Source organism: Paenibacillus sp. FSL P4-0113, from assembly GCF_038009305.1.
GTDB classification, from domain to species: Bacteria; Bacillota; Bacilli; order Paenibacillales; family Paenibacillaceae; genus Paenibacillus; species Paenibacillus polymyxa_D.
Window position 1 is genome coordinate 48,215 of sequence record NZ_JBBPAZ010000001.1, and the last position, 25,241, is coordinate 73,455.

The window sequence follows — 25,241 nt, forward strand, 5'->3', positions numbered from 1 at the left end:
GCTTATTTATAAATTTCTCTCATCACATGTCGTAGCTCAGGGACAATAATGCGTTCCATTGCCAAACGAACGGCTCCGCGTGAGCCAGGCATAGAAAATACAGCTGTCTGACCCACAGTGCCAGCTACAGCCCGGCTTAAGATAGCTGCTGAACCAATGTCCTCAGCAAAGCTTAAATAACGGAAGATTTCCCCAAAGCCAGGTAGTTCCTTATCCAGTAGAGAGGAGACAGCTTCATAAGTAGTATCACGTGGAGAAATACCGGTACCACCTGTCAAAAGAACAGCCTCGATGTCATCCTGTGCCGCTGCTTCGGATACTAACTGCTGAATACCTTCGTAGTCATCCTTGACGATGACATATCGAACAACTGTATATCCATTGGTTTCTAGTAGATCCATGAGCAGTCGTCCCCCAGTATCTGTTTCCACGGTGCGTGTGTCCGAGACAGTCACGACCATGCAATTCACTTGTTGGGGGGATTCCTGACGGTGTTCCTCTACAGAAGACATATTCATTAAAATGTTCACTCCTTGATCGGTGGTTAGACATACACTTTTTACAATAGAGCAATGACTGAGCGTATGCAAGTCAGAAACAGGGGCTAAAAAATCCATGTGATTAATATCCTTGCATTTGCACACTGGAATATAGTACACTTCCTTACATAAGTCGGGATTGTATTGTCTTGTTTTATTGAAAGCGCGCACATCAAATGATTAACCTCAAGGGACAGCGGGTAATAGTACAGCAGGGTCAACAACTGGGAGGTAATGTAATATGAATCATTCATACCAACAATGCGTGGATGCTTGCCTGGAATGTATGAACGCTTGCAATGTATGTTACGTAGCGAGTTTGAAGGAATATGATTTAGCTATGCTGCGTGAATGTATTCGAGTGAGTAGGGAATGTGCAGAAATATGCGGATTTGCTGCTCAAATGATGCAGCGTGGAACGGATTTTGCCGAGCAAATCTGTGAGCTGTGCTCCAAGGCCTGTGAGGTATGTGCTGCTGAATGCAGCAAGCATTCCCATGATCATTGCAAACATTGTGCAGAAGCCTGCCGTCGTTGCGTTCAGGCCTGCCGCCAATTGGTGGCAGTGTAATTACATATATGGAACTAGTGCCTGAAGAGGAAATAAAAGGTTGCTTTCTACTGAATAGGTTTGTATAATGATTGGAATTAACGTCATGGAACGGGAGAGTAGCAGCGAAGCCATATCATTACAGCGAGCCGGAAGAGGTGGAAGCCGGTATGAGATCCGATGTGAAGCGCACCCGGGAGACGGTTGATCCAACGAGCAGAACTTCTAGTAGATCAGCCCGGCAGACACCGTTATTAGTCATTGGAGTGAAATCGCGATTTGTGTAGTTAGCTTTAGCTGCACAACCGATTTACGAAGAGTGGTACCGCGGGATATTGAAGTTCTCGTCTCTTGAATGATTTCAAGAGGCGGGGGCTTTTTTTGTTAGATTCTATAAAAAGAAGGAGAGAGATCATCATGTTAATGAGGATTGCTGCTCAAGCGATATTAGCCCATACGGGCTTGGAGGAGAAAGAAATTTTATCTTTATTTGAGGTGCCTCCGCAGCCTGAATGGGGAGATGTGGCGTTTCCCTGTTTTATGCTGGCTAAAAAGTTTCGAAAGTCTCCGCAGCACATTGCACTGGAATTGGCGGAACTAGTAGGCCATAAAGAAGGTTTAACCGCTTCAGCATCGGGTGCCTATGTAAACATAACCTTGGATCGATCGGTTCATATTCCGCTTATGCTTGCTGAATTGAGCAAGGCTGATTTCCTCAGGCCTAATATCGGGAACGGGCAGCGGGTAGTTATTGATATGTCCTCGCCTAATATTGCCAAACCGTTTGGTATCGGTCATCTTCGCTCTACGGTTATCGGTGCTGCCTTGTATCGCATACTTGGTGAAACAGGTTATGTACCTATTAGTGTGAATCATCTTGGGGATTGGGGAACACAGTTTGGTAAGCAAATTGCGGCCTATAAAAGATGGGGAAATGAGGAGCAGTTACAACATGATCCGATTGGTGAATCGCTAAAGCTATATGTGCGTTTTCATCAGGAGGCCGATCATGATCCGACTTTGGAGGATGAAGGGCGCGAGTGGTTCCGACGTTTGGAACATGGGGATGCTGAGGCTCAACAACTATGGGAGTTTTTTGTTGAAATCAGTCTGGGTGAATTTGATCGTATGTACCAGCGTCTAAACATTACATTTGACCATGTGCTGGGAGAAAGTTTTTCAATGATAAGATGCAGGCAGTTATTGATCAATTAAGAGCAAAAGGATTGTTGGAGGAAAGTGATGGGGCGCTCGTAGTTCGCCTGGAAGACGAGGAACTGCCTCCGTGTCTTATTCTGAAAAAGGATGGAACCACCATTTATCCGACACGTGATCTGGCAACAGCGATTTATCGTCATGAAGTGATGAAGGCTGATCGGTTGCTGTACGTCGTTGGTGGAGAACAGAAGTTGCATTTCCAGCAGGTGTTTGCGGTGCTGAAGCATGCAGGGGAGGCATGGGCGGAGCAATGTGAGCATGTGCCGTTTGGATTAATGCGGTTTGCGGGTAAGAAAATGTCCACAAGACGTGGCAAGGTTGTGAAGCTGGAGGAGGTGCTGGATGAAGCTGTAGCGCGTGCTCAAGGCATCATTACTCAGAAGAACCCTGGTTTACAGGAACAACAGGCAATAGCGGAGAACGTTGGAATTGGGGCGATTATTTTTGGTGATTTAAAAAACAACCGGCTGAATGAAGTGGACTTTTCGTTGGAGGAGGCGCTGACCTTTGAAGGCGAGACCGGGCCTTATGTGCAGTATACTCATGCGCGCATACGCAGCCTTCTGGAGAAAGCTCACGCTCGCGCCGATGTTGATGTTAACACTAACCCTAGCGACAATGACCTTGTCCAAGATAGCCATTCTCGTGATTTAAATGACGTATCGGATGAAATATTGGGTGACGCAGGTTGGGCGCTGCTTAAGCAATTGGGTCGCTATCACGGGCAACTGATACGTGCGGCTCGCCAACTAGAGCCTTCGGTAATTGCGAGATTTGCATTGGATACGGCCCAGGCGTTTAACCGGTTTTACGCCAAGGAAAGGATTGTCGATGGTGGACAATGGCGTATTCAGTTGGCGGAACAAACTGCGGATATTCTGGCATGCGCGCTGCAACTTCTTGGTCTGAAAGCACCGAATCGGATGTAAGCAAAGCGAACGAAGGGAGCGAGTTTTTGCTGGCGGGATGACTGCTACCCATACTTGGCTCTTCTAAAGGAATACTGTAAAAGATTAATCTGTTGCAGCCACTTTTGGGTATGCATAAATGTTGTGAGCAGAAAAGAGTTAGACGGGTACACTAATCGCAGGAATTCCACCGTTTTGTAACCAATTTGTGTATATTTGAAACATTTGATGATTCTATTGCGTCGGTAAGTGTAGAAGCAAAGTAAACATGGAGGTGTATCTCATGAAAAAGAACAAAAGTGTGACAGCTGCCCTGCTTGTCGTCTGCTCATTGGCAGTGGCTACGTCGGCTTCTGCTTTTCTGGATATAAAGGGAGCTGAACAGGAGAAGATCGTAAACTCACTTCAGGACAAAGGAATTATTCAAGGAATAACCAAGGATAAATTTGCACCGGATCAAACGCTCACGTATGCACAAGGAGTACACTTGGTTGTTCGTGCAATGGATCTTCAGGTGATGCCTGATTTCACAACGGGTTCCTTTGCAAACATTCCGGCTTCCGCATGGTATGCTCAGTCCTATCGGATTGCAGCCCAACACCAAATCCCTTTGTCACCAGATATTGATCCAAGCACTCGTATGACAAGAGAACAATTTGCTAATATTCTGTATAAAGCAGTGAGTGCAACGGGTGAATATCCAACTGTCCGTATGTACATTAATGTAGCGGATGGCAAAAAACTAGATCAGGAATCAAACGCAGCAATTCAATTCCTACTGTTGACCAAAATTGCAAAATTGGACGAACAGAGCAACTTTAACCCGGATCGTAAAGTAACCCGGATGGAGGCAGCAGAAATGGTCTATAACGCATCCGAATTTGTGCAAAATCATAAACCAGTTGAATCCACTCCTGAAAATCCGGTTGAGCCTGCAGATCCGGGTCAACAAAATAACATTAGTATGAGTATAGAGAAGGCGAATGACCAGCAGAACAAAGTGACAATTACTCGTTTGCAGGCACCTAATCCAGGTTACGGCATTGAAGTGGATCACATCGACTACGTAGATGATACAAATGCAGTAATTTACTACAAGTTGACTAGTCCAAAGCCAGGGGAAATGAATATTCAGGTCATTACGGATACCCACACAAGTACAATGGTAGACAGTAAGTATAAGGTTACGCTTAAAGCAGTAGATGGAACAGTGCTTCCGCCCACAGGAACGGGCACGTCTGTAGCTAAATAAAATTACAAGCCATACGTTATAGATATAAATAAAACCAGCGAGCCTCCAATTTGTGGGGGAGACTTGCTGGTTTTTTCATGCCAAATGTTCATCGTTAGCCCTAAGCAATAGGGCTATTCTAGCTTTAAATGCTGACTTTGCCAGTAAGTAAGTCATTTTGCGCAGGAGGCGTAGCAGAGATTGAATCGGATTCTGTTGCAACTGTTCCCGACTGGAGCTGATACATTTGGAAGTAACGCCCGCCTTGGGCCATAAGCTCGTCATGGCTACCCCGTTCAACAATTTCACCCCGATGCAGCACCAAAATTTGGTCCGCACTGCGAATGGTGGACAAACGGTGAGCAATGATAAAGGTCGTACGTCCCTTCTTAAGTACCTCAAGAGCGGATTGGATGAGCGCTTCTGTTTCGGTGTCAATATTGGCAGTAGCTTCATCCAGAATTAAAATTGCGGGATCAAAGGCTAGTGCACGAGCGAAGGAAATAAGCTGGCGTTGTCCGGCTGATAAGGTGCTACCTTTCTCAATAACGGGCTCATCGAATCCTTGCGGCAAATGGGCCAGCAATTTGTCAGCTCCAACATCATGCAGCGCTTTATTCACCTGTTCTCTCGTGATTCGGCTGTCTCCGAGACTCACATTGGAGGCTACCGTACCTGTGAACAAATATGGATCTTGAAGAACAATACCCATATGATGGCGAAGCCATTGCTTAGGGATGTCTTTGACAGACGTTCCGTCAATGGTGATCGTTCCTTTTTGCGGATCATAGAACCGGAATAGCAGGTTGATAATCGAACTTTTGCCTGATCCGGTATGTCCGACAAGGGCAACTGTTTGGCCGGGCTGTGCTGTAAAGGAGATATGCTTAAGTACATCATCCTTTTTGTAGGCAAAGGAAACGTCGTTAAACTCCACCTGACCTTTGTAGCGCGGCATCGTGCCATCCGTCACTGGCTCTCCAGTTTCGTCCATCAACTCAAATACGCGTCCTGAGGATACGATGGAAGTATCCAGTACGGCGAGTTGGTTGACCATACCCGTCATAGGTTGGAACAGTCGTCCCAGCACATCGACGAAGGCATACAATACGCCTAGTGAAACAGCACTACCTGTCGTTCCGAGCGCCTCAGATCCGAAATACCACAACACGACGGCAAAGGCGAGATTTCTCAACACGTTGACTAAATTGTGCGAAGTGAAGGCGTTCAAATTCAACATTTTATTCTGATGCTTCATGTAGTCATCATTCAATTCTTCAAACTCTTGCTGCGTTTGTTTCTGGTGCCGGAATACGCGAATAATGGACATCCCTTGAATCGATTCATTGATAATCGCATTAATCTCACTGAGTCTGGACCGAATGATCGTATTATAGCGGGTGGCGACCTTGCGGTACAATACAATCCACAAGATCAGTAACGGTACAATAAACAGTGAGATAAGACCCAGTCTGAAGTCCAGCAGAAAGAGTGCAACATATACCCCTGCCATCGTTACAATCCCTGAAGTGAAATTTGACAGCACAGCCACAAACAAATCTTTGACTGCCTCAGTGTCATTCGTAACACGGGATACGACCTTGCCTGCAGGCAAGTTATCAAAAAAGTAAACTGGCAACCGCTGGATGTGCGCGTAGAGATCAAGCCGAAGCTTTTGAATGACCTTGTTCGCCGAGGATTGCAGCCAGTATGTTTTGCCAAATTCAGCAAAAATGGAAATAACCAGGAAGAAGCAATACCAACCAATCAGCTGAAAGATACCGGGCATTTCCGGTTTGTAAAAGCTATACAGTTCATCAGCTGTCAGAGCCTTGGCTTCATAGCGAAAGGTGTCGGAGCCGCGTGTCACAGTCAGCGTTCCGTTCGTAAAGGAGCGATTACCGTCAGCCACTTGAACCGAGCCATCCACAAATACGAAAGATTTTCCAACTTGTAAAATCCTCGCTTCACGACCTTTAGTCTCCCCGGACTCAAAGCGATCTTCACGCTTAAAGTGGGTTCCCGCATAGCTTACGGTGCCGTCCACACTAGTTGTTTCATAAAATGGTTTTTCAATAGCGAGCATATGGTCGTCGATCATCGTTTTGGCGATGAAGGGACCAGCCAGCTCGGCGGCTACTCCGATAGCCAAAGCGATGAGAGCGGCGATAAAGCCTGCTTTGCTCGTCAGTGCGTACTGGAATAGTCTTTTGCCGATATTGGGTTTCATTAGGATACCTCCCCTGAGGTCAGATCAGATTCCACTTGTTGCCGTTCATACTGTTGTCGGTACCATCCGTCAGCCTGAAGCAGCTCGCTGTGGGTTCCTTCCTCAATAATGCGTCCTTGTTCCAGCACGACGATCCGGTCTGCATGTTCTACAGCGGAGAGGCGGTGGGTGGAGATCAGGGTCGTTTTACCCGAGCGCTTGCGTCGGATATTGTCAATAATTCTTGCTTCCGTCCGGGCATCTACTGCAGATAGTGCATCGTCTAACAATAGAATATCCGGGTCACCGATAAAGGCACGTGCCAACGAAACGCGCTGCTTCTGGCCGCCGGACAGAGCGATACCTTTTTCTCCGACCAGTGTATCCAGCCCGTCAGACAGGGTACCTAAATCCTGATCGAAGGCAGCAGTACGGATTGCTTCCATAATGTCGTCATCATCTGCATGAGGTTTCCCGAACTGAATGTTCTCGCGCACCGATTTGGAAAACAAAATTTGCTCTTGCGGCACGTAGCCGATCCAGCTGTGTAGTTGTTCTACTGCAATGTCCTCCAAACTTATGCCGGAGATTAAAATATCACCGCTCCCCGTCGGATATTCATGCAGTAGCTGTTTGAGCAGAGTGGATTTCCCGCTGCCGGTTCTACCGACGACGCCTAGCGTTTCTCCGCGTTTGAGCTCCAGACTCACATGTGACAGATTGTCAATAGTAGAGGTAGGGTAACGGAAGGTAACGTCTTTCATCCTGATGGATTCGAGGCGGTCTACTGGAACAGGTTGAGCTGCATCCTGAACGTCTGGCTGGACATCGAGAGTTTCATTGACCCGGTCCAGGGAAGCGCTACCGCGCTGCATAATGTTAATCAGCTCTCCAATGGCAAACATCGGCCAAATCATCATTCCTAGATACATATTAAAGGAGACCAATTCGCCTAGCGTGATATCGTTATGAAATACCAGATAAATACCATACCCGAGTCCAATGACGTAGCTAAGTCCTACACATAAACGGATCGTCGGTTCAAAGAGAGCATCCATCCGGGCGACAGCCAGATTTTTACGAAATACATCGTCAGTAATATCAGCGAAACGCTTTTCGTCCATTCGCTCTTGCACATAGGCGCGAATGACCCGGATACCAGCCACGGATTCCAACACCTGATCGTTCATATCACCAAATGCATCTTGTGCCAGTGTGTAACGCTCATGAACGGCTTTACCGTAAATGCTCATAGCCAGTGCGATAAAAGGTAGGGGCAGGATAGCTGCCAGTGTCAACTTCCAACTGATTAGGGTGCCCATGGCAACTAATACCACGCTCAGATAGACCGTAGAGTCTGTCAGTGTCAGCATGCCGAAGCCCGCTGTACTTGCTACGGAGCGAAGGTCGTTCGTGGCCCGAGCCATCAGATCGCCAGTGCGATTACGTTCAAAAAATGGAGGGGTCATCCGCAGCAGATGATTCATAAAGCGTGTGCGCAGTAAGCGCTCCACCAGATTGGCACCACCAAACAGCTTGTGCATCCATATGTACGTAATGTAGTAGATGACGGCTAGAATGCCTATGATGTACAAAATATAATGCCAAAGTGAGGACCAGGAAATTGAACCGCGCACAATTTCATCAATGGCACTACCTAGCAGCCGAGGTGGAGCAAGCTCCAGTACACCAACAGCTATCAGCAAAAACAGTCCAATGGAGTATCGGCTTCGTTCTCTTTTAAAAAACCAGCTTAAATTTTTAAGTACTGAAAACAAGAGGAATCCCATCCTTTCATGACAAGTTCATTCGAGAGTTGTGTACCATTTTGAAGAAACAACAGGGCTTGCTGCCACAAGTAAGATCCGACAACAGGCACAAAAAAGGCATACCGTCCGCAGACGATATGCCTTAAATCTCAATATCATATGGCGCGCAGGTATTTTCAGCACACTCACCACTGAAAAACTGCTCAAACGCAGGCAGCCACTCGTATTAAACCATACAACGTGAATGGCCCAATTCTGAAGGATGCGACAGGGGAGATGCTCCGGTATGAAGTTGTTGTGTTTGTAGATGTGGGTAAAATGCAATAGGAAATTTTAGCACCGGTAACACTCCTTTCTTCCTCAAAATGGGTTCATTCTAACATGAGTAATCGTTCAAATTGGTAATAAATTTCAAAATGGATCTCGTATGGTTGAATCTTAACACCCTTTTTTGCGAATTGTCAAACCTTTTTCAAAAAAATGTATATGGCTTGTCCAAGAAACTGGCTGGGTTAGGACGGTTGGTGGTCATTCTAAAAAATGCTATGATATAGTTAGCAGACGTCATTGTATAAGGAGATGAGAATAGCGCATGAGCATACAGGTAACTGAACCTGCGGCACAGTGGTATATTAAGGAGCTTGGTTTGAAACGTGGAGATTCGATCCGTTTTTTTGTTCGCTATAGCTCTGGCGGTGGGTTGCATCCAGGCTTTTCTCTGGGAATTGCCGTAGAGCCTCCGCAGCACCCCGTATTACAGCATGAAGCGGCTGGCATTACGTTTTATATGGAGGACCAGGATTACTGGTATCTCAAGGGCCATCATCTGGAAGTTAAGTATTTGGAGGAACATGATGACATTATTTATACCTATGTTGAGGATGGACAAGCTTAGTACTCCACTGTCAATCATAGCGTGCAAATAATTGTTCTTGGACATGAAAAGCGGCGGAGTATCGTGTTACAGGAGATGAACCTGTACATGATGCTCCGCCGCTTTTTTGTGGTTAAGGCGGGTATGTCGTATGTTAAGGGTTGTTAAGTATCGGGCCATCGAGTGCAAAATCAAAATCATCAATGTCGTACACATGTACAGGTACGGAAGCTTCGATAATGCGGTGGATCCAGTCCAATTGATCCGTCAGAATGGGTAATGATTCACGCTGAGCTGTTAACACCAGTTCAGTCTCAATTGGATCAAAATATTCTCCGTAATGTGCTGTATCAACAGCATTAATGATAATGAGTGATGTATTGGCATCGAATAGAATAGGCAAGCTCTTGGCCCAAGGCATCTGAAGCGCACGCCGAATTTTTTTCTGATTCAACGGTTCCTCAAAATAACTGATCAACTCGCTTACCTTCCGCTTCACATGTTGATCGTCCATAGGATTATCCATGAGCGGCTCTGTGCTATCCTGGAATTCGTATAGCTCTAGCAGTGATGTGTAAGGCACCATATATTCCACAGGGGCGGGAGATGTAAGAAGTTGGCCGTATATAGCCACCATTACAGCTTCCGTTACAAATTGTCGAGACATCGGTCAAGCCTCCTGCATTTACCAAATTATGCGATATGAGTATACCACAAAGCGGGACTGAATTCAGCCCGACATGCAGATTGCTATCATTTATTCCTATATTTGTTGTACGAATTTAGCTGCGGCCAATTAACAAGGAAAGCAATCCGGCAGCAATTAGAGGTCCAACAGGAACTCCTTTAAAGAAGGCAACGCCAATGACGGTCCCAATCAGTAGACCTGTCACAATAATGGGCTGTCCAGACATCAAAGTTACTCCGCGGCCGCCAAGGTAGGCTACCAGAATTCCGATACCAATCGCGAGCAGTGATTTCCAGTGCAGGAAGGACTCCATCACCTGATTGATGCTGATTTTACCGCTGGCTAGCGGGGTCATGACCCCAATCGTCAAAATAATAATTCCGATCGTCAGGCCATACTTTTCGAGCCAGGGGAAAGCAGAATGAAAGCTGGTTACCCGCAGCAGCAGTAATACAACCATGGCAATAGTCACGGTAGAGTTGCCACTAACAATCCCAAGACCAGCCAATACCAGTAAGATAAGTGAGCTGTAATCCATACAGATGTTCTCCTTCGTTTATTTAGCTTTGGATATGCTCCGCGATTTGACGCCCGTGCCAGCGGCCTGTTTCAATAAACACTTCATTGGCATTGCTGCCTGAAGCGATGACCCCCGCGACATATATACCTGGGATGTTCGTTTCCATCGTGGCAGGATTAAATTCTGGTTTGTCCAGATCTTCAGCCATATGAACGCCGACAGACTCCAGTAGTTTTCGTTCCGGGTGAAATCCAGTCAGTGCCAGTACAAAATCATTTTCGAGTCGGAATGCTTCAGTGTCCAGCGGAGTGACTACGACATGGTCTGGATGAATTTCGGTAATGCGTGCGCCTAAATGCAGCGTGATCTTCCCTTTTTGTACCATACTGTCAAACAGTGGACGAACCCACGGCTTGATGTATTGGGACAACTCGCTTCGACGATATACCATATCAATCGTAGCTCCGACCCGCACTAATTCCATCGCAGCATCTACCGCAGAGTTACTGCCACCGATAACTGCAACCCGGGTTCCTGTGTAGGGATGGGCTTCGCTGAAATAGTGAGTGACTTTATCCAATTGTTCCCCGGGAATGCCCAAATAGTTCGGATGATCAAAATATCCTGTAGCCACAACGACATAGCGTGACGAATACGTTTTGGTTATTTCTCCTTTGCTCAGGGTGTGTACCGTAAATGTACCGTCGTCCTGGCGATGAATGGACTGGGCCTCCTCATAATGCTGAATGTTCAAGTTATAATGAGTGGCTACCTTACGATAGTACGCCAGTGCTTCATGACGAAAAGGTTTGTCATTAGGGGTACTGAATGGAATATCACCGATTTCAAGTAGTTCAGCGGTGCTAAAAAACTGCATGTTCGTCGGATACAGAAAAATGGAGTGAACGATGTTGCTTTTTTCAATAATGACAGTTTGCAAACCTCTGCGGCTGCATTCGATTGCAGCAGATAGTCCGCAGGGTCCGCCACCGATAATGATTACGTCGTGCATTTGGTTGAACCTCCAGTTGTATTGGTTTATTACGCCAGTTTTGTAGGGTTAACATTATTTTGACGATTAAAAACGGATCTCAGGATTGAAGCAAATCGCTCAGTATGTGAGAAGTTTTCAAATAATAATCCTACCGCAATGCGAACACAATATCCAGCCGTTTTCAGAAAAGATGACAGACGGTGAAGATTGACAGCCACATTTAGTGAACATATAATTAGATATATATCTAATTTATGTGATTGAATTCGTTTGCATAGCAAGTATGTACTAGTGAAAAGAGGTGCAATAACGATGCAACTGGATAAAATGGTCAATTATCATAAAGCACTTGCTGATCCAACGCGAATGCGGATACTACTTCTTTTGTCCTGTGGGGAGATGCATGGCCAAGCTTTGGCGAAAAAGCTGAATTTGTCCCAACCGACTGTTACGCATCATGCTTCCAAACTTCGTGAGACTGGGTTGATTAAGGAACGACGTGATAAAAACACGGTGTATTTTACACTGAATCCAGAATTGATCCGGCAGCATGCCGAGGCGACGGTGCGATTTATTTTCGAAAAAGGAGAGGGGGAGGAAGAGATGTCAGAGTTGAATGAAACGCTGGAGGCATCGGTCTTACGCAATTTTTTTTCCAAGGACGGCAAGTTGCGCCAAATCCCTGCGCAGTATAAGAAAAAATTGATCGTACTTCAGATGCTGGCAGAAAAGCTGGAGCCAGGCCGCATGTATCCTGAACGTGAATTAAACGAGTGGATCAAGCAATACCATGAGGATTTTGCAACGATTCGGCGTGAGCTGATTATGCATCAGTTTATGTACAGGGAACGGGAAATGTACGAATTGAACCCGCGTGAGATGTGGACGCGCTGGGATCAGGTACGCTAAACGAAACTTGACCAAGATTTCAAAAAAGTTTCGTAGCCGCCTTGACAGACAATTGATGGACTTGTATGATAAAGGAAATTTTAGGAGGAGGCGATGTTATATGCGTACGAACATGAATGGATGGGTTCAGCAGCAGAATGACTTGTCTCCCGCACGGACAATGCACGGTTAAAGACTGTATAGATCTATGGTCTTGGCTTAGCAGTTGGTTGGACAGTAGAACCAACGAAATCCGCAGGGAGTGATTCCCTGCGGATTTTTTATGGTTAGGCGTCTTGTTATCCAGTTGTTGGTTCTGGGGAGTGGTCTGTGAGACTGCTTGCTTAAGTGAACGAACGGATGGCATCGACCTGAATCGTATACCCTCCGCAGGGAAACCCCTGCGGATTTTTCGCGTTGTTCGCATGCGGGGAGAAAATGTACACCTATCAAATAACATTACGATCAAAAATGAACAATGAATTCAGGAGGAAAACAATGAGTATACATGAATACGGTTGGTCTGATTACTGGAACGTTTTTTGGGACCAATGGAAGCAAGGCTTTGAGGAACGCACAGGAAATACACAGGTACGTCCTGCTCGCTTGATTGCCGATTATGGACAAAAGGTGAAGCTTATCACAATGGATGGAGAACGCTGGGGAGTGTCTTCAGGTAAGCTACGACATGCTGTTGTCGATCCGGCGGAAATGCCTGCTGTAGGGGACTGGCTAGCAATCACTACGCCAGATGAAGTGTCGGATGCAGTAATTCATGCCGTCTTGCCGCGGAAAAGTCGAATATCTAGACAGGCAGCGGGCTTTGAGACGAGGGAGCAGCTGATCGCTACCAATGTGGATACGCTGTTCCTTGTTAATGCGCTGAATCATGATTTTAATATGCGCAGACTGGAACGGTATTTAATTATGGCTTGGAACAGCGGGGTAAACCCGGTTGTCGTTTTGAGTAAGAGTGACCTTTGTGAAGATGTCGAACAACGGGTTGCTGAAGCGGAGGGAGTTGCCCCTGGTGTACCTGTTATCGTTATTTCTGCTTTGCAGAATGAAGGCAGAGAGCAACTGGAGACGTTTCTTCAGCCTGGCTCTACAGTTGCTTTGACAGGCTCTTCCGGTAGTGGCAAATCCACGATAGTAAACTGGCTCTCCGAGTCTGAGGTTCAACTGACACAGGATGTGAGGGAGGAAGACAGTCGGGGCAGGCACACAACCACTCACCGACAGCTTTTTCCTATCGCAAAGCAAGCCGTTTTGCTGGATACACCTGGTATGCGCGAGCTTAATCTATGGGATGATTCCATGGGTGTCGCTCATACCTTCACGGATATTATGGAAACGGCGCAGCAGTGCCGTTTTGCAGATTGCAAGCATAAGGGCGAAGCTGGATGTGCAGTGGAGGAAGCTATAGAGAGAGGGGAATTGTCGGAATCCAGAGTGAACAATTATCGCAAAATGCAGCGGGAACTGGAATACCAGGCGCGTAAGGAAGCAGACCGGCGCAGGAAAGATAGCCGTTCAAGCACAACCCCGGGGCGTAGGGATCAGCGAAGTGGCTGGCGACGTGATGTGGAGTGGTGAGCCGAACTGCAGTGAAGTATCAAATGTAAAAATATACGAAAATCTATGTTGTAGTCGGCATATGGTATAAAGGGGTGAATATATGCCGAACTACAGCATTGTGGTGGATTTATCGGATCGTCGTTTATATTTGAAAGATAGAGATCAGGTTGTTCTTAGTTATCCAGTCGGTATTGGCAAGCTGGCTACACAGACACCGCATGGGCAATTTACGATTATTAACAAGCAGCCTAATCCCGGCGGCCCTTTCGGAGCATTCTGGATGGGGCTGTCCAAGCCGCATTATGGCATTCACGGCACCAATGAGCCATGGTCCATCGGCAAGATGGTGTCACATGGCTGCATTCGAATGCAGAATAAAGATGTGCTTGAGCTTCAGGAGAAGGTAAGTATAGGCACGCCAGTCACGATACAGCCGTAGCGGTTAGACGACATGAGACTCTGTATCTACTCATACGTGGAAACCGCGTCATAGACTGTATCTGTGAAGCGTATTTCATGGCGAACGGCCGTAACTTTAAGTTAGATGCTGCGTTTAGTTACGATTTGGGTTGGATAGGGATACGGGCTTCAATCTGTTTGGAGCCCTCTTTTTCGTCTGCGGACTTGATTAACGGTCCCGAAAGGCGTTCTCCTTGTGTACCGTACGCCTGTTTGGCGTCAGTCCACATATCTTCGTTTGGTTCGAAACTTATGACTATGGTGTAGCGGTTGGCAAGGCTCGGCTTTTTAACCCTCATGCTGAAGGAGCCGTCAGGCATAACTTTGGTCTGATCATCGTAGCCAAACTGCCATCGTCCCGGAAAATCAATCTTGAGTTTGACGTCCGACCCTTCCAGCAAATTGCTGCGCGCATATACATGATAATAGTTACCTTCTTGCTTCACGTCAGGCTTAATCCACACTTGAGGGCTACCGTAGTCCTTAGGTTTGTTCCAGACGGGTTTAACTAAAGGGGTATTGCGTTCTTGCTCAGGATCAAATTCAGCCCCGATCCGAACTTCATGCAGAAGCTGTTTGTTTTCTTCGTATTGATATACATAAGGACCTTCCAATTTGTTGCCACCGCTGCCATACAGATTTCGTATTTCATTGTTTTGGTCATCTGGACGGAACAGAACAGTCAGATCCATACTGCCCTGTATTCCGGGGCGTTGTACCTGGAGTACAAAACTTCCGTCCTTTTGAACGGTTGTCTCATCCGTGTACCCAGTTAACAGGGAGTTTTTGACCGCAAGATTCCCTTTGATCCGTGCTCCGGCCGGGAGGTTGGAATGTCCTGTAACCTTCACGGTATTTTTATCAATGCTGACGCCACCTGATATTTCGACATAGCTGCTGCCTTGCCGATGGACAGGTGTATGATTTGCAGCTCGTTCATCAAGGGATGATGCACCTTGGTTGGGATTACCCGTTACGGTGTAGGCACGTGCTTCAGCTTCATGTTGGGCTATACTCCGGGTTGAAGCTTTTTCCCTGCTGCATGCAGCCAGCATCGTTAGAATTAAGAATGCGAATAAAAGGTTGCAGACTATTTTGGTAATCATGTGTTTACTCATGGTTTTTGTTCGCTCCTTGTCCATAGCTTCCAGGCTTAACGTGATAAAATTATCGAAACTTTATGTATTTACCCTTATTAAAGGGTATGTAATCCCGCCTGCTTTATCCTATAAGGAACGTACCTGTTTAAACAACAGGCGGAATGGTTAAAAATGGATAGCCTGATCATCCCCTTGAAAAGCAGGGGCAGCTTGCTGTAAAGGAGCCTGAGTCATATGTCCATTGACCGTTTTATCTTAAAAAAGCTGGACAACTGCCGGGAAGAGCATACACGCGCTAATTTACTAGAACTGTTTAGAATACGGATTGAGAAGGCGCAGAATAAGGAACGAGGCGGTAAAAAAGGTTATCGCAGAATACTTTAAATAAAGTCTGATCAATCCATAAGCTGCGGTAAGTCACATGTATCATGTTTTAAAGCTGCTGATATGGAGAGGGTGCTGAAATGTCCCTCTCTTTTTTGTGTGTCTAAAGTGGACAAAAAAAAGTCCCTCTTAATAGAGGGACAATGCCAATGAATCATTTTCACTAACACTATGCAGGATGGCTTCACAACCGACAATCTCTATACTGATCAAAGAGTTAAGGCATTTTTGAAGGGCACGCTTGCCGCTGGAGATTTTATTCTCCAAAGTGTTACTTAGAAGTTTTAATGTTTTTTGTACTGGTTGCTTATTTTCTTGATTGAAGTATACGGGAATACGTTTGTTTTGAAATGTAATTAATGTTCTCACAAAAATCACCTCGCCTGAGTTATTTCATGGCTTAATTGTAGTGCCCGTTTCTTAAAATTACCTTAAAAACACCTTATAAAAACATAAAGGTCTGAAAAATTTACAAAGTGTTCACAACAATCTAGGTAACAATCGAATTTAGTTCTAACTAATCGACAAAATGACGTATATACCCATATTAGAACCGATCCAATACATATTATTGATACCAATGACTCTACTAATATGAGAAAATATGACCAAAGTCACTATTTTATTTTTGGAGTGGGTATTTTGTAACAAATTGACAGTCTAATAGTCGGATGCTACAGTTACGATAGCCATATTTCCGTGGAAATAGGCTTTTTGCGTGAACTTTGCTATATATTAAGGATCGGGAGGGATGACAGATGATCCTGACCGTGCTTTCAGGACGACAGGAAACAGAGTGGTTTGACATCGAGGTAGCTGATGAATACTCGGTGGAACATTTAAAGCTGATGCTGGGTGTGCGCATTTTCGGCGAGCCTCCGGCGGAAGGCATGCAATATATTATGGAAGCAAAGTTCCCGGAAGGGCTCTGGTTCAGGGTGGGAGATAACCAGCTACTTACAGGATCCGGCTTGCGGGAAGGCTGTACTGTGCGTATTCAGCGCGCTTTTTCGACAACTCAGGACGAAGCGCCTGTGTATGGAAGGCGTTCTCTGTTTCAAAATGAAAAAAATGGGTAAATACACACATGAAATTATATGAAACCTTGGTAAAATGAAATAGTAAGCGAAAAGGGGGACTTTTGTCTTGAATGCATTATACCAGCGATCCCCGAGATTAAGGCCGGCGCTCCGAGAGGAGAAGCTGGAGATTTTACGGCCTCCGGCTGAGCCGAGCAAGCCGTCTTTTTCTATTATATCTATACTTATTCCGTTAATGATGACGTTGGTGACTATAGGCTTTTACGTATATATGAGCAAAACAGGCAAGATGGGCAACAGTAACTATTTGATGTTCCAAATGGTCACTGTGGTCATGATGCTTACATCTTATACGATTCCTTTTTTTGTCTATCTAAATAATAAGAAGGAATACAAGCGTAAGCTAGAGGAACGGGACCGGATGTACCGAGAGCAGCTCCAAAAGCATCGTGAAGAACTTGAAATGAAACGCGAGGAGCAAATTCGCACACTATATGAAATTCACGGTGACCCGCAAATATGCACTCAAATTGTCAAAAACCGCAACAGTTCACTTTGGGAACGATCACCGGAGGATGAGGACTTTTTGCAGGTGCGTATTGGAACTGGACAAGTTCCCTTTCATATAAAATTGCAAATTCCACGCCCAGACGGTTATGACCGAGATCCTTTGTTGGGAGCTGCGGATGAACTGGAAGAAGAATTTCGTCTGGTAGACGCTGCTTCCATTGCATTACCGCTGTTTCAATCCAAAGTGGTTGGATTGGTCGGCGATCGGGAACATACCCTTGCTGCGTTAAGAGTCATTTTGGCACAAGTGACGGTTCGTCACTCGCCAGATGAAGTGAAAATTGCTTCCTTCTATGACGAGCGAGAGGAAAGTGAATGGACCTGGATGCGCTGGCTTCCACATGTGTGGGATGATGACCGAATCCAGAGAATGATGTCAGACCGCAGTAGTAGTGCACATCAATTAGCAGATTTTCTGTTTGCCAGACTGAACCGCCGTAAAAATAATCGTAATGAGCGTCAAGGCAAAGGGATGGAAGTCCCTTGTTATGTCGTTGTTTTATCTGACACCCAGCTGATTGAGGAAGAACCGTTGCTGCCGTTGTTATTGGAAGACGGCCGAACCATTGATGCGTGTACGATTGTGCTGGCTTCTCGTAAAGAGGCTTTGCCGATGCAGTGTCAGCTGATTGTGGAGGCTTCCAAAGAGCAGGGCGTATATGCCCGTAAATCAGAGTCGGCGGAGGTTGAACAGCAAAGTTTTAAACCGGATCGTTTGTCAAAAGAGGAAGCCGATGCATTAGCGCGGTACATGGCTCCTATTCGCTTGAAGCGTTCCTCTGCTTCTGATATTCCCGCTGTGCTGCCTCTGTTTGATATGATGAGCGTAGCAAGTGTGGAAGAACTGGATGTGGCAGATCGGTGGCGACGTAACCGCCATCCTGATACCTTACCTGTGCCAATGGGCGTGCGAGCAGGCGGCAAGAAGATTATGATTAACCTGCATGATAAGATAGAGCGTCAAGGGCATGGTCCCCATGGCTTGATCGCCGGTACAACGGGTTCAGGAAAGAGTGAGGTTATCCAGTCCATTGTAGCCTCGCTTGCTGCCGAGTTTCATCCGCATGATCTTGCTTTTATGCTGATCGATTACAAGGGTGGAGGCATGTCCAACACGTTCGTTAACTTGCCGCATGTTGTGGGTACGATCACGAACTTGGACAATAATTTGATTGAACGTGCCAAAATATCTCTTAAAGCAGAACTGGTTCGTCGGCAGAAGATATTGAACGATGCAGGCAATTTACAGCATATTGATGAATATTACAGACTACTCCGGCAGCGGCAGGAACAACCGCTGCCTCATCTGGTTATTATTATTGATGAATTTGCACAATTAAAGCGGGATCAGCCAGAGTTTATGGACGAGCTAATCAGTATTGCTGCGATTGGGCGGACACTAGGTGTCCATTTGATTTTGGCGACGCAAAAGCCCGCAGGTGTCGTGGATGACAAGATTTGGAGTAACTCCAGATTCCGCATCTGCTTACGGGTGCAAAGCGAAGGCGATAGCCGTGACATGTTGAAAATACCGAATGCCGCGTGGATTACGAAGCCGGGACGAGGATATTTCCAAGTGGGTAGTGACGAAGTATTTGAAGAGATGCAGTTTGCTTGGAGCGGTGCGCCGTATATAGGCAACAGCGATATTTCTTCTGCACTACCTGTACATGAAGTGAGACTGAACGGAAAACGTGAAGCGCTACTGACGGGCGGCGAACGGGCAAGCTCAGGCTTAAAAGGAGAAGAAGCCCCTAAACAGCTTCAAGTATTTATTGATTATATTGCGAATGAGGCTGCTAAGGCAGGGATCGAACGGCTTCAGGGACCGTGGCTTCCGCCGCTGCCTGAATTGCTGGATTTAACAAATTTGCCGGTATGCACCGAAATAGATAGTACATCATCACCTTTGGAGCTGAAGGCTCTTATTGGTCTAGTGGATGATTTGCCGAATCAGCGACAGGAGCCAATTTATGCATCGCTAGATCATGGTCATTGGGCTGTGTATGGCATGCCCGGCATGGGGAAAACAACCTTTTTGCATACGTTGCTGATGTCCACGGCTCAGCGATTTGCTGCGAATCATTGGAACGGTTATATCATTGACATGGGTCGAACGATGCGCGACTTTGGGGAACTTCCCCAAATCGGGGCTGTTATGATGGCTGAGGAGGATGACCGGATCAAGCGATTGTTCCGTTATCTGTTCAAGATGGTGGCCGTACGCAAGGAAATGCTTTCCGAGGCTGGAGTCAAAACAATAAGCTCTTATCGACGTTCTGCTGTCGAGGATATTCCGCAAATTGTCGTAGTTATTGATGGATATCTTAATTTCCGTAATGCTTATCCAGATGAAAATGAACTGCTGGAATCTCTTTTGCGAGAAGGGGGTAGTCTAGGCATCACGTTTATCATTACAGCGAACCGGATTACCGATGTGTTTGAGAAATTCCGCAGTAACATACCGAATGCTGTTTCTTTTGAAATGTCCGACCCGAGTGACTATTACTATGCGGTAGGGCGACCAGCCAAAACGCCAGGACCGTTAATTCCAGGTCGCGCTCTGGTTAAAGGGCATGTTCCTCCGCTGGAGTTCCAGACGGCACTGCCTTCACCAGGAGAAGATGAGGCGGAGCGATCAGCACGGCTACGCCGCAATATTGCTGGCATTGTGCAGGAATGGAAAGGCAAGCACGCACCAGCTATCCTACCATTACCTGAGCGGATTCCACTATCGGAACTGCTTCAGCAGTGGGATCGGACGAGTGGACCATCGGGCGCACTACCTTACGAAGTACCTGTAGGCCTACAGAGTGACGATCTTGAGCCTTTTCTCCTGAATCTGAAAGAAGGGCCCAATTTTATTGTGGGTAGTCCAATGGAGGGTGGAAAAACCTCCTTTCTAATGAGCTGGATTATATCGCTGGCTTATTATACATCACCCGATCAATTGGAAGTCTATACGATCGATACACGCTATGGAGGCGGGGGACTATCTAGATTACGACATCTTCCTCATGTTAAGGCTGCTGCCGAAAGTGAGGAAGAAATGGGACCTCTGGTACAGCAAGTGTATGATATTGTTCAACAACGGAACAAGGAGGGGAATGATCCCGAATTGCTCCTGGTCATTGATGATGCGGATATGTTAAGCAAGCAACTGAACGATTTTATGATAAAGGATCAGCTCTCCGCCATTGTACGGTTGGGACGTGATCGCAATGTGCATGTCGTGCTCTCGGGTGTGCCATCTGATTTCCCTACCTTTGGTGTGGACTGGTTTAATGATGTCAAGGCAAGCCAAAGCGGTATGCTATTTGGAACACTAGATTCGAATGATCTATCGTTCTTTCGTATCCCTTATTCGGAGGCGAACGCCGCTACTGGTGGACTAAAAGTCCTGCCACCTGGGCAGGGGTACTACGTACGGCGCAAATTTACCAGGATAAAAGCGGCAATTCCCTTCTCAGAGCAAGTGAGCTGTGAGGATTGGATAACGAAAATTCGTGACCGATGGCATGTTGTAGTTTGAAGGGAGGTGGCTCATAATGTTAACGTTTCAAGCTTCCAAGCAGAAGTTAATAACCCTCAAGGCGAAGGAACTGTTTTTTCTGGCAGGCGTATTGGGTTCTGACAGACTGCTTGGGGTGGAAGATCCGTTTAAGGGCTATCTAGCAGAGGAGTTGGCGGAAGAGTGGGAGCAAGTAAAAGCTACTCTTTTGGAAAAGGGTTATCTAAAGCGGGTAGATAAGGGCAAAGAGCTAGCAATGCCTCCTACTGTTTTTTCAAGAGTCGCTATCGCGGGATTATCCAATAGGGCTTGCCGTATACGCTATGTGCGGGGAGGTAAGCAATTTGAAGGCTATCTCCATTGCACGAACGAGCGTGTAGTGGAACTCGTGAAATCCGCTGATGAACCCGATGAGTATCGATTGTACGATCTGGGTAATGTGGAAAAGGCTTGCGAGACATTGATTGATAAAATGGGTTGGGTAGATCGACTTGTGCCTGAATCCCCCGCACTAATGTTCTCCAAGCAGGCGTTTAATAAAATTTACGAGCAATCGGCAGGAGAAAGTGTGTCTTTGATCAGCAGTAAACTGACCGAGGCTAGCGGAGATGCAGAGGGGTCTGCAAGACTGGCTCAGTCTTTGAGTTCCCGTGTAGCTGAGGGAGAACTGCAATTGCTGGTTTGGAACGGCAGGGAGTGGGAATCACAACGGGCAGCCTTTGTCCTGTGTCCTGCAATGAACTGGATATTTCGGATGAGCTCTAGTGGTAACGGGGACTGGCTGATTGCAGCTATGGCTTCAAGAGATCAGTTTGTGGATTTATTATTAAATTGGTTGAAACAGTCGGCAGTGAATGAAGAAGTGACAGAAGAAGGGTGATGGATATGCGCATTCGAGTTGAACCGGATGTGCTTCGGGGGCTTAGCGGGCAGCTACAGCATGCGGCGGAGCAAATTCAACAGTTAACAGCAGGTTTGGAGCAGGCGTTACAATCGCTGGATTGGGATGTATCTGCACGCGAGGCGATCTTGAATCATTGGATGCAGGCCAAGCGGATGTCAGAACAGATCCATGCTTACCTCCATACATCAGGTACACAACTGAACCGAAAGGCAGAGCAGTTTCAGTCTGTTGACCACAACTATCAAACGATACTGTCATTTGCCAGCCAACCATTGGGACGACCCGTCACGATGCTCGATTGGTCGAATCAGCAATCACCGTCTATTCTGCCTGGGCAAGCTTCGGAAGGAAGCAGCCTGATTTCTAACCCGCAGTCTGTCGTACATGCCATTTCTGGTGTACAGTCTTCGGATGTAGAAACGTTGCATCAGGATATTCTGATGCAGGCGTCTTCTAGCAGTCCGCAGGATTGGTATTTTACTGATCCGTCTACAGTAAGAGATCAGCCTGTCGCTTAGTTGGGATCGCGTTCCGGGACAATCTGGATCGATTGCAAAATTACTTGAGTTCGTTCCACAATTCCCGGCTTTATGGGACTTATTAGGTGTCTTTTTTGTTAATATTATACTGTTAGGTGCTGTTTTATAGTTAAAAAGTGGGATTGTTACAATTAGGTCCTTTGCCTTTTGTAGGGAATTAAATAGCCATAGTACAATTTGAACCAGATAAACAAAAACATTATTTATCATCAAGGAGGACTCAAAAAATGGCAGGACGCATTTTAATTACCCCAGAACAGGTTGATCAGGTGGCTAACCAATTTAAACAAAGTGGTGAGCAAAGCCAGCAGATCGTTTCCAGTTTGACACAGTCCATCTCAGGTATGGAAGGTCAATGGGAAGGTATGACTAAACAACGCTTCTTCCAAGAGTTTCAGGAAGCTAGCAAACAAATGCAAGCTTTCGTAACGACTTTGAACAGCATCAGTCAAGAATTGACAGCTATCGCTAACAAATTCCGCACGGTTGACCAAACGAAGTAAGTTGTCTTGCCTGATAGGCATTAACTTATCATATACCACTCTATTAAGAAGCAATATGTGAGCCATTCCTCACGGTTTGGCACAGGATGTTCAGGAAAAACCGGGCGATCTTCGGATACCCGGTTTTCTTGCCATCCATAGATGTATATAATAAGGTGAGGAAAACTAGCATACTGAATGATGTAAGGAGAGGGATGTTTCATGTCTTTTCAACCGAATCCGGGAGACGAATTGATCATAAACGGCACAGCTTATGTGGTTGGACGACATCCCGCTGCACCTGGTTTAGCCTATGCTCAAGCAGGGCGTCAGGGAATTGTATACCAGCTAAATGCCAAAAACGGAGCACCACATGAGGCAAAAGCCCTTAAGGTGTTTTTTCCGAAGTTCCGCATCCCGGCTATGGTTTATCAATCTGAGCATATGGAAGCATACGGGGATATTCCCGGTTTGCAGGTATGCAAGCGTGATGTGCTCACTCCAGAAAGAAACGGAAGTCTGATTGCCGAGCAGCCTGATTTGCTGTATGCGGTACTGATGCCATGGGTTCACGGTATGACATGGTTCGATTGTCTCACAGATCAGCGTCAGCTTGAGGCTTCCGATAGTCTGGCTTTAGCCAGAGCATTGGCAGGGATCGGTTCAGCTATGGAGCAAAAAGGATTGGCGCACTGTGATTTATCGGCGCCGAATGTGATGCTTCCGTTTTTTTCTGAAGTGGAACTGCCTGAAGGCACGTCAGCTGTGGAATTGGTGGACGTGGAACAAATGTATAGTACTAAAATGGATCGTCCAGACGCTCTATTGGCAGGTTCGCCAGGGTATGCCGCCCATCGTACCGTCCACAGCGGGTTATGGAGTGCGTATGCAGACCGTTTTGCAGGGGCAATTATTATAGGAGAAATGTTAGGCTGGTCTGACCGTGTAGTAGTCGACAAAGCGTGGGGCGAAAGTTATTTTGATCAGCATGAAATGCAGACGCCTTGCGAACGTTATTTTATTTTACGAAAATCGCTGGAATCTCGTTGGGGCAGCAAGGTGGTAGAATTGTTCAGCCGTGCTTGGGATAGTCAGGATTTAAGCAGTTGCCCTACTTTTGGCGAATGGCTGGTTGTACTTAATGCGGTTACTGAGCAGGAAATTTCAGTTGAGGCTATAGAACCGGAACCTGCTGCGACAGAAACAATAGAATCGGCAGCGGTGGGTGGCCTTTCCAGTGAAGCTGCATCCTCTTTGTCAGCGCCTGCACCGCTCAAGACTGAACAGGCTGCACTGCTAAATCAGGTCGCCCTGGAGCAAGGAGAGCGTGGGGTAACGGACAAGCTGTTCCGACAGGCACGTGATTTGGAGCAGCAAAACAAACCTGCTGCAGCGCTGGAAGTATACCGGTCGTTGTATCATTTTGTAGAAGACGGCAGTCCTTTGCATGTGGAGGTGTCAGCTGCGATCACAGGACTAGAGGAGCAGTTGAATCCCATGACGCCAGAGCAACCTGAAAAAACAAAGGCCTGGTATCGCTCCAAAGCGTTTATCGTGACAACTGCGGCCGCAGTCGTTCTATTGGCAGCTGGAATCCCAGCCGTGAATATTCTTGCAGATCAGTCCAATCAGCGGCAAATCGAGGCAGCCAAGCAGGAAGAGGCAGCGAAGGCTGCAAAGGCGGCCGAGGAAAAGCTGGCAGCCGAGCAGGAAGCTGCTCAAAAATTGCTGACGGAGAAACAAAGCCAGGAAGCGGAACAGCAGGCCAAACAACAGGCACTTGCTGTTCAAAAGCAACAGGAAGAGCAGAAGAAACAGCAAGCCCTTATCGCTCAACAGGTTAAATATGAAGCTTATCTCGCTCAAAAGGAACAAAATAAGCAGGCGGCTGCCAAGTTGGCGAAGCAAAAAGCGTATGATCAACAGGCAAAGTATGAAAAATACTTGGCTTTGAAAAAAGAGCAGGAAGCCCGCGCCGCCCAGGAAGAGGCAGCTCGTAAGGCAGCAGCCGAGGCGGAACAAAAGCAAAAAGAGTCCATGCATGCACGAAACAAGGAGAACGTTCTTCAGCTTATTTCCCTGTACAACAAGGCGTATGCCTCTCAGGAAGGTGGCAGCGCTGCGAAGGCAAAGAGCTTTGCGAAGCGTTTTAGAACACTATATGATAGTAATCCTTCTTATTATCGTTCGGTAGGTGAAGTGGGATATCGGGCCTCCTCTATTTATAACTTTTTAGGAGACACGAATTTTAGACTGCCTAAAATTTAATATTTCATATGTCTATAT

Annotated in this window: 21 protein-coding genes, 1 pseudogene and 1 other annotated feature; of the genes and pseudogenes, 14 read left to right on the top strand and 8 right to left on the bottom strand. The window is 46.5% G+C overall.

The features are described 5' to 3' along the window. Positions 1-2: 2 nt before the first annotated feature. Positions 3-518 (bottom strand): MogA/MoaB family molybdenum cofactor biosynthesis protein, encoded by a 516-nt coding sequence (locus tag MKX46_RS00235; protein WP_029517048.1) that lies wholly within the window; start codon positions 516-518, stop codon positions 3-5. A 262-nt stretch (positions 519-780) separates the two neighbouring features. Here MKX46_RS00235 and MKX46_RS00240 point away from each other — a divergent pair, with 262 nt between their 5' ends. The 3 genes and pseudogenes from MKX46_RS00240 to MKX46_RS00250 all read left to right on the top strand — a co-directional run bounded on the left by MKX46_RS00240 (position 781) and on the right by MKX46_RS00250 (position 4,467). Then, entirely contained in the window at positions 781-1,110 is a 330-nt protein-coding gene (locus tag MKX46_RS00240) for a four-helix bundle copper-binding protein (protein ID WP_340931991.1), read from the top strand. 77 nt (positions 1,111-1,187) lie between these two features. Next, positions 1,188-1,444 (top strand) — a binding site (T-box leader). A gap of 62 nt (positions 1,445-1,506) precedes the next feature. Next, positions 1,507-3,236, top strand: a pseudogene (gene argS, locus MKX46_RS00245) (arginine--tRNA ligase). A gap of 262 nt (positions 3,237-3,498) precedes the next feature. Then, on the top strand, positions 3,499-4,467 hold the full coding sequence (locus tag MKX46_RS00250) for an S-layer homology domain-containing protein (RefSeq protein WP_318626638.1): 969 nt from the start codon (positions 3,499-3,501) through the stop codon (positions 4,465-4,467). A 124-nt stretch (positions 4,468-4,591) separates the two neighbouring features. Here MKX46_RS00250 and MKX46_RS00255 read toward each other — a convergent pair whose 3' ends face one another. Both MKX46_RS00255 and MKX46_RS00260 read right to left on the bottom strand, forming a co-directional pair. Beyond that, a complete protein-coding gene (locus MKX46_RS00255) occupies positions 4,592-6,676 on the bottom strand; it encodes an ABC transporter ATP-binding protein (RefSeq protein ID WP_340931996.1) in 2,085 nt (694 codons plus the stop codon). Then, positions 6,676-8,433 carry an ABC transporter ATP-binding protein gene (locus MKX46_RS00260; RefSeq protein WP_318626636.1) on the bottom strand — a complete coding sequence of 586 codons (1,758 nt, stop codon included), beginning with the start codon at positions 8,431-8,433 and terminating at the stop codon, positions 6,676-6,678. The genes MKX46_RS00255 and MKX46_RS00260 overlap by 1 nt, the downstream gene beginning before the upstream one ends. 583 nt (positions 8,434-9,016) lie before the next feature. Between MKX46_RS00260 and MKX46_RS00265 the strand changes: the two genes are divergently transcribed. Continuing rightward, complete coding sequence (locus MKX46_RS00265; protein WP_039273555.1) at positions 9,017-9,319, top strand: HesB/YadR/YfhF family protein; 303 nt, start codon at positions 9,017-9,019, stop codon at positions 9,317-9,319. Positions 9,320-9,452: 133 nt separating this feature from the next. Here the strand turns inward: MKX46_RS00265 and MKX46_RS00270 are convergent, their stop codons facing one another. The 3 genes from MKX46_RS00270 to MKX46_RS00280 form a co-directional block, all read right to left on the bottom strand. After that, positions 9,453-9,965 (bottom strand): hypothetical protein, encoded by a 513-nt coding sequence (locus MKX46_RS00270; RefSeq protein ID WP_039273552.1) that lies wholly within the window; start codon positions 9,963-9,965, stop codon positions 9,453-9,455. A gap of 115 nt (positions 9,966-10,080) precedes the next feature. Beyond that, positions 10,081-10,524 carry a DUF441 domain-containing protein gene (locus tag MKX46_RS00275; protein ID WP_039273550.1) on the bottom strand — a complete coding sequence of 148 codons (444 nt, stop codon included), beginning with the start codon at positions 10,522-10,524 and terminating at the stop codon, positions 10,081-10,083. Positions 10,525-10,546: 22 nt separating this feature from the next. Then, positions 10,547-11,518, bottom strand: coding sequence for a YpdA family putative bacillithiol disulfide reductase (locus tag MKX46_RS00280; protein ID WP_029517056.1), 972 nt, complete (start codon positions 11,516-11,518; stop codon positions 10,547-10,549). A 294-nt stretch (positions 11,519-11,812) separates the two neighbouring features. Between MKX46_RS00280 and MKX46_RS00285 the strand changes: the two genes are divergently transcribed. The 3 genes from MKX46_RS00285 (at position 11,813) to MKX46_RS00295 (ending at position 14,405) form a co-directional block, all read left to right on the top strand. Beyond that, entirely contained in the window at positions 11,813-12,409 is a 597-nt protein-coding gene (locus MKX46_RS00285; protein WP_029517057.1) for a DUF2087 domain-containing protein, read from the top strand. 477 nt (positions 12,410-12,886) lie between these two features. After that, complete coding sequence (gene rsgA, locus MKX46_RS00290) at positions 12,887-13,984, top strand: ribosome small subunit-dependent GTPase A (RefSeq protein WP_029517058.1); 1,098 nt, start codon at positions 12,887-12,889, stop codon at positions 13,982-13,984. An 82-nt stretch (positions 13,985-14,066) separates the two neighbouring features. Beyond that, positions 14,067-14,405: a L,D-transpeptidase gene (locus tag MKX46_RS00295; protein ID WP_318626635.1), complete on the top strand. Its 339-nt coding sequence runs from the start codon at positions 14,067-14,069 to the stop codon at positions 14,403-14,405. Between the two features lie 118 nt (positions 14,406-14,523). Here the strand turns inward: MKX46_RS00295 and MKX46_RS00300 are convergent, their stop codons facing one another. Then, positions 14,524-15,543: a flagellar motor protein MotB gene (locus MKX46_RS00300; RefSeq protein WP_318626633.1), complete on the bottom strand. Its 1,020-nt coding sequence runs from the start codon at positions 15,541-15,543 to the stop codon at positions 14,524-14,526. A 216-nt stretch (positions 15,544-15,759) separates the two neighbouring features. Here MKX46_RS00300 and MKX46_RS00305 point away from each other — a divergent pair, with 216 nt between their 5' ends. Further along, positions 15,760-15,909: a hypothetical protein gene (locus MKX46_RS00305; RefSeq protein ID WP_023988262.1), complete on the top strand. Its 150-nt coding sequence runs from the start codon at positions 15,760-15,762 to the stop codon at positions 15,907-15,909. A 129-nt stretch (positions 15,910-16,038) separates the two neighbouring features. Here MKX46_RS00305 and MKX46_RS00310 read toward each other — a convergent pair whose 3' ends face one another. After that, on the bottom strand, positions 16,039-16,278 hold the full coding sequence (locus tag MKX46_RS00310) for a hypothetical protein (RefSeq protein WP_013370782.1): 240 nt from the start codon (positions 16,276-16,278) through the stop codon (positions 16,039-16,041). A 389-nt stretch (positions 16,279-16,667) separates the two neighbouring features. Here MKX46_RS00310 and MKX46_RS00315 point away from each other — a divergent pair, with 389 nt between their 5' ends. From MKX46_RS00315 to MKX46_RS00340, 6 genes are all read left to right on the top strand, one after another. Continuing rightward, a complete protein-coding gene (locus tag MKX46_RS00315) occupies positions 16,668-16,988 on the top strand; it encodes a hypothetical protein (protein ID WP_029517061.1) in 321 nt (106 codons plus the stop codon). 67 nt (positions 16,989-17,055) lie between these two features. Beyond that, a complete protein-coding gene (gene essC / locus MKX46_RS00320) occupies positions 17,056-21,051 on the top strand; it encodes a type VII secretion protein EssC (protein ID WP_341070749.1) in 3,996 nt (1,331 codons plus the stop codon). 16 nt (positions 21,052-21,067) lie between these two features. Continuing rightward, the gene (locus tag MKX46_RS00325; protein ID WP_029517063.1) at positions 21,068-21,910 is read left to right on the top strand and encodes a hypothetical protein; all 843 of its coding nucleotides are present in this window, start codon (positions 21,068-21,070) and stop codon (positions 21,908-21,910) included. 5 nt (positions 21,911-21,915) lie between these two features. After that, positions 21,916-22,452 (top strand): WXG100 family type VII secretion target, encoded by a 537-nt coding sequence (locus MKX46_RS00330; RefSeq protein WP_029517064.1) that lies wholly within the window; start codon positions 21,916-21,918, stop codon positions 22,450-22,452. Positions 22,453-22,700: 248 nt separating this feature from the next. Further along, positions 22,701-22,976, top strand: a complete 276-nt coding sequence (locus MKX46_RS00335) for a WXG100 family type VII secretion target (RefSeq protein WP_013309990.1) — start codon at positions 22,701-22,703, stop codon at positions 22,974-22,976. A gap of 201 nt (positions 22,977-23,177) precedes the next feature. Then, positions 23,178-25,223: a hypothetical protein gene (locus MKX46_RS00340; protein WP_165147476.1), complete on the top strand. Its 2,046-nt coding sequence runs from the start codon at positions 23,178-23,180 to the stop codon at positions 25,221-25,223. Positions 25,224-25,241: the final 18 nt, after the last annotated feature.